Genomic DNA, 9,838 nt, shown 5'->3' with positions numbered 1-9,838 from the left:
CGCGATTGCTTACTCGCTTCCCGCGCAGTGATTGCAAATTTGTCTGAACCTTTACCAATACTGCGGGTTGAAACCCACGGAACAATCCGATCAACACCGGCTTCTGTTAACAACTCAATGCACTCTTTTGCTCGATCACCCTTAGGTAGCGCTTGAACAACTGTGATTGTTGTAGCTAGTGGCTCTTGAAAACCTGATTCGACAACTTGAACCTTCATAGACTTCTTGCTTACCTCTTGGGCTACAACCTGAGACCAAGATCCCTTGCCATCACTGAGCATAAATTCTGCGCCCACCTGCATACGTAACACCCGAATTGCATGATTGGCATCCTCATTGGCAAACTCGTAGGTACCACCAACAGTCGTGGGTAATTCATCTACGAAAAAAAGTGTGAACATTACTTGTGGAACACTCCCTTAAGTTTGCTAAAGATTGATCCATCCTGACCTTTAACATGCGCTTCATTGGCTTTTTCGCCACGAGCTTCAGCAAATGAGCGCAGGATCTTCTCTTCATCCTTACTTAACTTCGTTGGAGTTATTACTTCCACATGAACAATCAGATCGCCTCGATCGCCTCGACGCAATCGGGTCATTCCTTTACCCTTAACAACGATTGGAGTTCCACTTTGTGTTCCTGGCTTGATGTTGACATCAACTGGGCCGTCTAATGACTCAACGGTAACTGTTGTGCCAAGTGCTGCGGCAATCATGGTTACTTCCAGCGCCATATGTAATGTGTCGCCTTCGCGCACTAGATATTCATGACGCTCTTCAACTATTTCAACATACAAATCACCTGCTGGTCCGCCTCCTGCGCCAACTTCGCCACGACCAGACATTTGAATTCTGTTGCCAGTTTCAACGCCTGCAGGAATCTTCACATCAATTGTTTGACGACTACGCACGCGTCCTTCGCCAGCACACTCACGACATGGACTCTTAATAACGCTGCCATATCCCTGACATGCATTACATGGTCTTGAAGTCATCACTTGCCCGATCACAGAGCGGACAACTTGTTGCGTTTCTCCCCGTCCCTTACATGTCATACACGTTTCAGGATGATCTCCATCTAAACAACCTGTGCCCGTGCACTTAGGGCACACAACAGCTGACTCAACCGTGATTTCGCGTTCTGTTCCAAAGCAAGCTTCATTGAGATCAACTTGAATGCGAATTAATGAATCTTGTCCGGCACGTGTGCGTGGACGTGGCCCACGTGATCCACCACCACCAAAGAAAGCATCCATGATGTCGCTAAATCCACCACCAAAGTTTGCGCCACCAAAGCCACCACCAAAGTTGCTTCCACCCATGTCATAGTTTTGACGCTTTTGTGGGTCACTTAAAACATCATAGGCTTCAGTAACTTCTTTAAACTTTTCCTGCGTATGCGGATCAGGATTCACGTCAGGATGTAGTTCACGAGCTAGTTTGCGATAAGCCTTTTTAATCTCATCCGAGCTGGCACCTTTTGTGACACCTAAAGTTTGATAATGATCTGCCACTTATGGACCCTCGTTTATGAATCGTTCAACGTATCTGGCAACCGCATCAACTGCAGCAATAGAGCCTGCATAATCCATTCGAGTTGGCCCCAAAACTCCTACCGCCCCATGTTGGGCAGACTCAACGCCGTAACCGACAGTTACTAACGATGTTGATTGAAGATTTGTCTCATTCTGCTCACTGCCGATTCGCACGTGCACAGTTGAACGTGCCTCATCTAGTAAACGCAAAATAACTACTTGTTCTTCTAATGCTTCAAGAATAGGCGAAAGCGTAAGACCTAAATCTTCTCCAGAACGAGCCAGGTTTGCAGTTCCTGAAATAGCCATCTTCTCGCGGCTCTCTCCAATGATCGGATATGTGACCACCGCAACCTGCTTAGTGATATCTGCTAATAACTTGGCAGAGCGTTTCAATAACTCTTCTAAATCATTAGAGCCTTGAAGAAATGTTTCAATCGCTCTGCGCTCGGCAGTTGAAAGCTGCTTAACGGTTGCCAATTTATCTACAAAAACTCGATATCCCAGATCTGTAGGAATACGTCCAGCACTTGTGTGAGGCTGTGTAATCAAGCCTTCATCTTCAAGAACTGCCATTTCATTTCGAATTGTGGCAGGTGAAATTCCGAGTCCATGATGATCGGCTATTGACTTAGAACCGACAGGTTCTTGGGTCGCAACGTACTCATCGACAATTGCGCGGAGGATTTCAAGACGACGTGATGACATTTGTCCCAAGGGTACTAGATAGTTATTTCTCGCACGATTCGATCTGCGATCAAGCGCCCGGCAGGGGTCAAGAGAACGTGCTCCTCGTTGATTTCAACAAAACCGTTATAGCGATACTCACCCAATACCTCTAACTGGTGGGGTTGAAGGAGTGCAATCTCTAACCCTTCTCGCATCCGAATGCCGAGCAGAATCACCTCATCCTTGATTTGATCCAGGGTTAATTGCTCACTTTCCAAAATAGGTGATTCGCCTGCAAAAAGCTTTTGCTTATAAGTAGTTGGGTGCTTGAGATTCCAGAACCGTTTTCCATCAACATGAGAGTGCGCTCCAGGGCCAAGACCCCACCAGTTTTTATTGCGCCAATACGCAATATTGTGTCGACACTCATGTCCTGGCTTAGACCAGTTTGAAAGTTCATACCAAGTAAGTCCTGCGTCTTCACACATCTGATCAACTAACAAATACATATCAGCCATTAAGTCATCATTGGGCATTGTTAAATCACCGCGCTTAATCTGTGCTGCAAGTTTGGTTCCTGTTTCAACAATTAATGCATAAGCACTTATGTGGTCGATATCAAGAGCCAAAGCCGCACTCACTGTTTCGCGCCAATCATCCAAGGACTCCCCTGGTGTGCCATAAATCAAATCAACGCTAATTGATTTAAAGCCTGCAGCACGAGCCATAGAAACTGCCTTTTCCACATTTGCAGGATTGTGTGTGCGATCAAGTGCCGCCAGTACATGCGGCTTTGCAGATTGCATTCCAAAGGAAACTCGATTGAAGCCAACTTCAAAACAACGAGTCAGCTTTTCTGCAGTTACTGAATCTGGATTTGCCTCAAGGGTGATTTCACAATCGGTTGCCAATCCATTACGCGCTTTGATTGCGGAAATAACTCGGCCTAAATCATCTGCTGGAAGAAGCGATGGTGTGCCACCGCCAAAGAAGATTGTTGGGACAGCATCTTTAGGTGCAGCCTCTAATTCACGCAACACCGCATCGATATAATCATTGCTAACGATCTCTAGAGTCGCTCCATCTTGAAGTTCTGTTGGGGTGTAAGTGTTGAAGTCGCAGTAGCCACAGCGCTTTATGCAGTACGGGATATGCACATAAAACGAAAGCGTCATGCGTACATTCTATGTGTAATTCTGTTCAGGTAATGCGCCCAGTTTTTAGCAAATACTTGAGAACTGCAGTACTACATGTTCAAAACTGGACTAAACATTTCAGCCAAATACTCCTTTGGGAATGCTGGACAACTAGCCCTTACATTCTCAATTATCTTCCAACTTGTTTCGTCGTCAAACATATCTTCACCGGCTGTGTAGGTAGCTACATTTTCGAGTGTGATTTTTTCACCCATAGGTGGGGCGATCCAAAAATGCTGGTTGTAACTTAGTTTGCGCAACTCAACTATTGCATCATAAGACTTATCTCCAGTTTGGAGTTTGCTCCAGAGAAGATCTTCTTTGAGGCTTTCAGTCTCATAGCTGTTCAAATTTCCTTGATAGTAATCAGTGGATGGATCATTTGAGTAGATATTCCAGTCAGCGATTAATGCACAATTGCTGGCGCGAATGCTTTCATTCTCAACTCCGGATGATCCACAGCCTGACAAAAAGAGGGATCCGAAGAGTGCAATGACGACTAGAAATTTTGACCGGAAAGAGATTCTCATAGCCATAAGTTATCAGAGCTATCTGTGACTTTATGGTTTGACTCGAACAAAAGGCGCTACTGCCCTGCTTTACGCGCAGCCTTGATCTGTTCGATGTCCGCGTCCGTAGCAAGGGCTGCCACGAAGGCTTCTTGTGGAACTTCAACACGTCCCACCATCTTCATGCGCTTCTTACCCTCTTTTTGCTTTTCCAAAAGTTTACGCTTACGTGAAATATCTCCGCCGTAACACTTGGCCAATACATCCTTGCGGATTGCGCGGATACTTTCGCGAGCAATGATGCGTGCACCAATTGCTGCTTGAATCGGAACTTCGAACTGTTGACGTGGAATCAGTTCGCGAAGCTTGCCGGTCATCATTACGCCATAGGCATATGCTTTATCACGGTGAACAATCGCGCTAAATGCATCAACTGCTTCACCTTGTAGCAAGATGTCAACCTTTACCAAGTTACCTTCGGATTCGCCCTTTTCTTCGTAATCTAAGGATGCATAACCCTTCGTGCGACTCTTTAGTTGATCAAAGAAGTCGAAAACAATTTCAGCCAGTGGTAGGTCATAGCGAATCTCAACGCGATCCTCTGAAATGTAATCCATGCCTAGCAAGACGCCACGGCGGTCTTGGCAAAGCTCCATGATGGTTCCGATGTATTCAGATGGAGCAAGAATTGTGGATTTAACAATCGGTTCAAAGACTGCAGCTACCTTGCCATCAGGAAACTCAGATGGATTAGTTACACGAACTGACTTTCCATCTTCCATGTTTACGTTATAAACAACGTTGGGTGCTGTGGAAATAAGGTTGAGTTTGTGTTCGCGCTCAAGGCGTTCGCGCACGATTTCCATGTGAAGCAGGCCTAAGAATCCGCAACGGAAACCAAAGCCAAGAGCTGCAGAACTTTCTGGTTCATAGACAAGGGCTGCATCATTTAACTGCAATTTATCGAGCGCTTCACGAAGAATAGGAAAATCAGCACCATCTAATGGGAACAGTCCAGAGAAAACCATCGGCTTTGGATCTTTATATCCAGCAAGTGCGGTCTTTGTTGGGTTGTTATAGGTAGTAATGGTGTCACCCACACGTGATTGGCGAACATCCTTAACGCCTGTAATTAAATACCCTACCTCGCCAACCCCAAGACCTTTTGAAGCAAGTGGTTCAGGTGAAATGACGCCGACTTCTAGAGCTTCGTGGCGCACACCAGTTGAGAACATTTGAATCTGCTCACGTGGTGACAAGTGACCATCAACCACACGGACGTAGGTAACTACTCCGCGATATGCATCATAAACAGAGTCAAAGATAAGTGCACGTGCTGGTGCATTTGGATCTCCAACTGGTGCCGGGATTTGAGCAACAATTTGATCTAACAAATCTGCCACACCATCTCCAGTTTTACCGGAAACTCTTAAACAATCTTCAGGCTGGCAGCCAATTAGTCGTGCAAGTTCTGCTGCAAACTTTTCAGGTTGTGCGTTAGGCAGATCGATTTTGTTAAGCACCGGAATGATTGTTAGGTTGTTCTCCATTGCAAGATAAAGGTTTGCAAGTGTTTGTGCTTCGATTCCTTGTGCGCAATCAACAAGTAGCACTGCGCCTTCGCATGCTGCTAGCGAGCGCGACACTTCATAAGTAAAGTCAACGTGACCTGGTGTGTCGATCATGTTCAGGATGTATTCGCCGCCATCTAGAGATGATCTCCATGGCAAACGAACTGCTTGAGATTTAATGGTGATTCCGCGTTCGCGTTCGATATCCATGCGATCTAGATATTGCGCACGCATATTGCGAGCTTCTACAACTTCGGTAATTCCCAACATACGATCGGCAAGAGTTGATTTACCGTGATCAATGTGGGCAATAATGCAGAAGTTACGAATCTGCGCCGGATTTGTTGATGCTGGTTGTGGCGCCTTAGCAAGTGAAATTGCAGGCATGAACCTAGCCTCGCTTTAAAGTAGTAAAGGGATTAACGTGCGCCGGCTTTGGCAGCTGCCTTAGCCATTGAAGACTTCTTGTTTGCAGCAGAGTTCTTGTGAAGAACACCCTTTTGAACTGCAACATCTAGTGACTGTGATGCAGCGCGTAGCTCTGTTGTGATCGCAGCAGAATCTCCTGCAGCAACAGCGTCGCGGAACTTACGTACGGCTGTCTTGATAGATGAGCTCACAGACTTGTTACGAAGGCGTGCCTTCTCGTTGGTCTTGATGCGCTTGATCTGAGACTTGATATTTGCCACGTGCGTAGTTCTCCGAACTTTAGGTTTTTGCGTTGAGGGGTAAGGGTACCGATTAGAGCGCTCAGGCTCAAATCGGGGTTAGATCTAGGCGGTAATGATGCCTGAGGAAGAGGCACGGCGGCGTTTGCGGCCACCGGTCTGCACCTCGACCTTTGGAACTTCTGGCTCCTGGGTCTTGGGCTCATCATTGAGAGATTCGTGGAATTCATGAGCAGTTGCATCCTTTTCATCAGCATCTTCATGCTGGGAGGAAGGAGTATCGATCTGAGGCATTGGAGCTTTCATCTTCACTGGCTCCATATGAATATGAATACCGCGCCCACTACATGAATCACAGGTAGTTGAGAAGGCTTCAATGAGTCCTTGACCAACACGCTTACGTGTCATCTGAACTAGACCAAGAGATGTAACTTCTGCCACCTGGTGCTTTGTGCGATCGCGACCAAGACATTCAACCAAACGACGCAATACAGCTTCACGATTTGATTCAAGAATCATATCGATGAAGTCGATGACAACAATTCCACCAAGGTCGCGAAGACGTAGTTGACGTGCAATCTCTTCTGCAGCTTCCAAATTGTTCTTGGTAACAGTCTCTTCAAGGTTTCCACCCTTACCGATGAACTTACCGGTGTTAACGTCAATAACAACCATTGCTTCAGTGCGATCAATCACCAGTGATCCACCTGAAGGCAGATACACCTTGCGATCAAAAGCCTTTGCAAGTTGTTCTTCAACGCGGAAGTCAGCAAACAAGTCACCTGTTCCGGTGTATTTCTCAATCTTCTGAGTTAGTTCTGGAGCAATAAAGCCGAGATAGTTTGTAACTTCATCCCAGGCAGTTGAACCCTGAACAGTTAGCTTGCGGAAATCTTCATTGAAAATATCGCGAATAACTCGAACAGCCAAATCAGGCTCTTCATAAAGAGCAGCGGGTGGATGAAAGTTTGAATTCTGACTCTTTGCATAGATGTCTTCCCATTGCGCTTTCAGACGGGCTACATCATTTGTCAGATCCTCTTCACTTACACCTTCTGCAGCGGTACGAACAATCACGCCAGCTTCTTCTGGGATTAAGTTCTTCAAGATTGACTTCAAACGTGCACGTTCTTCTTCCGGCAAACGCTTTGAAATACCAGACATTCCACCACCTGGAACATAAACAACATAGCGTCCTGGTAATGAAATCTGGCTAGTTAGGCGTGCACCCTTTTGGCCAATTGGATCCTTTGTTACCTGCACTAATACTGGCTGGCCCGTCTTTAGAACTGTTTCAATTTTGCGTGGCGCAGACTCTGAAATACCAGCTGCATCCCAATTCACTTCACCCGCATAGAGAACAGCGTTGCGTCCCTTACCAATATCAACGAATGCCGCTTCCATAGAAGGCAAAACATTTTGGACACGACCCAAATAAACGTTACCAACATATGACTGGTTGCTATTGCGATTGACATAGTGCTCAACCATGACGCCATCTTCGATAACTGCAATCTGTGTGCGGTCTGCAATTTGGCGAACCAACATTTCGCGATCAACGTTTTCGCGACGAGCTAGGAATTCTCCATCAGTAATGATTGTTCCGCGCTTGCGATATGGCTCGCGATACTCACTTCGTCCACCACGATCGTTACGATCGTTACGATCATTGCGATCACGACGGTTTCGGTTATTGCGATCATTGCGATCAGGTCGAGCTGGACGCTCTACACGCTCACGCTTTTCACGGACCTTAACTACAGTGATGACACCATCTTCTTCAATGGTCTCCCCTGGTGTTACACCTTCACCAGTTGCACGACGGCGACGACGGCGACGGGTAGAGGTTGAACCCTCAGCTGATTCATCATCTGTGGATTCGTCACTTGAATTCTCATCATTACCTTCATTTGTGCCTGCATCTGCAGCACCTGGCTTGCGGCGACCACGGCCACCACGACGGCGACGACGATTGCGGCTAGCGCGATCTTCGGAATCTGAACTCTCTGAATCATTAGCAACAGCGGGTTTTTCTGACACATCTGTTGCATCATTTTTTGCAGCAGCCTTCTTACGTGGCTTGCTCTCAGTTACCTCTTTTTTAGCAGCCGGCTTTTCAGGTGCTGCTTGAAAGATTGGGACTGGAACTGCTGCAGTCTTTTTACGGGTAGTTTTCTTTTCCTCAGTTACCTCAGTAACGGGGGTATCTGCTTTCGCAGATGCTTTCTTAACCGCACGCTTGCGCGGTGTTTTAGGCTCAATCGCCATGGCACCAAATCCTTTGTGTCTGCTTGTGCAGACTGTCTTCTTAAAAAATCCTGTTGGGTTTTCCGTACCGTTCGCGCTGGGCTTGTTTCGCGATTGATCGCGAGCCGCGCTGAACTAGTGACCTAATTATGGCAGAGCGGGGGCGTTTTGCCTATTTACCCGCGTAAACGAGCGTGAACATTCTGTAACAAGCCTATTCCGATCAAAGTGGCAAACATCGACGAGCCACCATAGGAAATGAATGGCAAGGGCACGCCGGTCATGGGCATCAACCCCAAGGTCATTCCAATATTCTCAAAAATCTGAAAAGCAAACCAGGCAATTACTCCTGTGCACACTAATCGCCCAAAAGGATCACTCGTTCGCCGGGCAATGGAAAACCCTCGCATCAATAAAATTAGATAGAGAATCAAAATTGCACCACTACCTAGAAATCCAAGCTCTTCTCCTGCGACTGTAAAGATAAAGTCAGTTTGTTGCTCTGGGACAAATCGACCATTTGTCTGTGGGCCATTAAACAAACCAGTGCCCAACAAGCCACCAGATCCCACAGTGATGCGAGCTTGTCGCAATTGATATCCAGCACCTTGTGTATCTGCACTTGGATCAACAAATGTCTGTAAACGATTTACCTGGTACTCACTGACAACTCCAGCTTTCACGGCAACAAATCCACCAAGGACAGCAAGTAACAACAACGCTGTTACCCAACGTGCCGGTGCTCCCGAAACTGCAATGATTGTGACCACTGCAGCAGAAATGATAAGAATTGTTCCCATGTCAGGTTGCAGAATGATCAGCAACACTGGAATTGCAGCAATTGCTAATGATTGCAAAACATCGGCGCTTGAAGGTCCATCGCTATCGTGTGTGCGTTCTGACAAAATCATGGACATTCCAATAATGATAGAAATCTTTGCTAGCTCTGCTGGTTGAATTTGAAATCCGCCAGGCAGAGCGATCCAAGCCTTCGCACCGTTTACTTCACTACCTAGTCCAGGAATCAAAACAATTACTAATCCCAGAACTCCAGCACCCCACAAAAATGGGGTGTAGGCACGCAATAATCTGTAATCAATAACAGTTACGCCATATGCCAGGACTAAGCCAATCAGGATATTAATGGTGTGACGCTTTAAGTAGTACTGCCCATCTAAACCATTGCGGATATACCAGTCACGGGTTGCAGCCCACACCAAAAGTGTTCCAATAAATAATAAGAGACCAACAACGGCTGTTAAAACAGGATCAAAACCGTGGAAAAAGGATTGACGCTCACGTCGATATCGACGCTGGCGAGCTTGTATGGAGCTCACTTACCCGTCTCCTTTGGCTTGGTTGCAGGTGAAATCTTAGGCAATTGCATAGGTGGCTTTCCTTCAGGGAACAACGCCGCGCCAGGAATAATTTTATTACCTGAGAC

The 9,838-nt window shown here is 46.5% G+C and carries 9 protein-coding genes; all 9 read right to left on the bottom strand.

The annotated features are described in order from the left end of the window. Positions 1–401 (bottom strand): RsmE family RNA methyltransferase (locus AC9UH7_RS05500; RefSeq protein ID WP_509596054.1); only part of this gene is annotated, 401 nt, incomplete at its 3' end. Continuing rightward, on the bottom strand, positions 401–1,513 hold the full coding sequence (gene dnaJ / locus AC9UH7_RS05495) for a molecular chaperone DnaJ (RefSeq protein ID WP_509596053.1): 1,113 nt from the start codon (positions 1,511–1,513) through the stop codon (positions 401–403). The genes dnaJ and AC9UH7_RS05500, both read right to left, overlap by 1 nt. Continuing rightward, positions 1,514–2,242: an HrcA family transcriptional regulator gene (locus AC9UH7_RS05490; RefSeq protein ID WP_509596051.1), complete on the bottom strand. Its 729-nt coding sequence runs from the start codon at positions 2,240–2,242 to the stop codon at positions 1,514–1,516. Between the two features lie 14 nt (positions 2,243–2,256). Continuing rightward, positions 2,257–3,378, bottom strand: a complete 1,122-nt coding sequence (gene hemW / locus AC9UH7_RS05485) for a radical SAM family heme chaperone HemW (protein ID WP_509596049.1) — start codon at positions 3,376–3,378, stop codon at positions 2,257–2,259. 71 nt (positions 3,379–3,449) lie between these two features. After that, positions 3,450–3,929 (bottom strand): hypothetical protein, encoded by a 480-nt coding sequence (locus AC9UH7_RS05480; RefSeq protein WP_509596047.1) that lies wholly within the window; start codon positions 3,927–3,929, stop codon positions 3,450–3,452. Positions 3,930–3,985: 56 nt separating this feature from the next. Further along, positions 3,986–5,866 (bottom strand): translation elongation factor 4, encoded by a 1,881-nt coding sequence (gene lepA / locus AC9UH7_RS05475; RefSeq protein WP_509596045.1) that lies wholly within the window; start codon positions 5,864–5,866, stop codon positions 3,986–3,988. A 32-nt stretch (positions 5,867–5,898) separates the two neighbouring features. Then, positions 5,899–6,168, bottom strand: coding sequence for a 30S ribosomal protein S20 (gene rpsT / locus AC9UH7_RS05470; RefSeq protein WP_509525551.1), 270 nt, complete (start codon positions 6,166–6,168; stop codon positions 5,899–5,901). Between the two features lie 84 nt (positions 6,169–6,252). After that, complete coding sequence (locus AC9UH7_RS05465) at positions 6,253–8,415, bottom strand: Rne/Rng family ribonuclease (RefSeq protein WP_509596043.1); 2,163 nt, start codon at positions 8,413–8,415, stop codon at positions 6,253–6,255. 155 nt (positions 8,416–8,570) lie between these two features. Then, entirely contained in the window at positions 8,571–9,731 is a 1,161-nt protein-coding gene (gene rodA, locus AC9UH7_RS05460; protein ID WP_509596041.1) for a rod shape-determining protein RodA, read from the bottom strand. Positions 9,732–9,838: the final 107 nt, after the last annotated feature.

The organism is Candidatus Planktophila sp. (genome assembly GCF_044348745.1).
GTDB lineage: Bacteria > Actinomycetota > Actinomycetes > Nanopelagicales > Nanopelagicaceae > Planktophila.
This window is presented reverse-complemented; position numbering and strand designations above follow the sequence as displayed.

What these genes read in the sequence shown, in the direction of transcription:
- AC9UH7_RS05490 (WP_509596051.1), bottom strand. Translation starts at nt 2,242, where the DNA reads ATGTCATCACGTCGTCTTGAAATCCTCCGCGCAATTGTCGATGAGTAC.
- hemW (WP_509596049.1), bottom strand. Translation starts at nt 3,378, where the DNA reads ATGACGCTTTCGTTTTATGTGCATATCCCGTACTGCATAAAGCGCTGT.
- AC9UH7_RS05480 (WP_509596047.1), bottom strand. Translation starts at nt 3,929, where the DNA reads ATGAGAATCTCTTTCCGGTCAAAATTTCTAGTCGTCATTGCACTCTTC.
- lepA (WP_509596045.1), bottom strand. Translation starts at nt 5,866, where the DNA reads ATGCCTGCAATTTCACTTGCTAAGGCGCCACAACCAGCATCAACAAAT.
- AC9UH7_RS05465 (WP_509596043.1), bottom strand. Translation starts at nt 8,415, where the DNA reads ATGGCGATTGAGCCTAAAACACCGCGCAAGCGTGCGGTTAAGAAAGCA.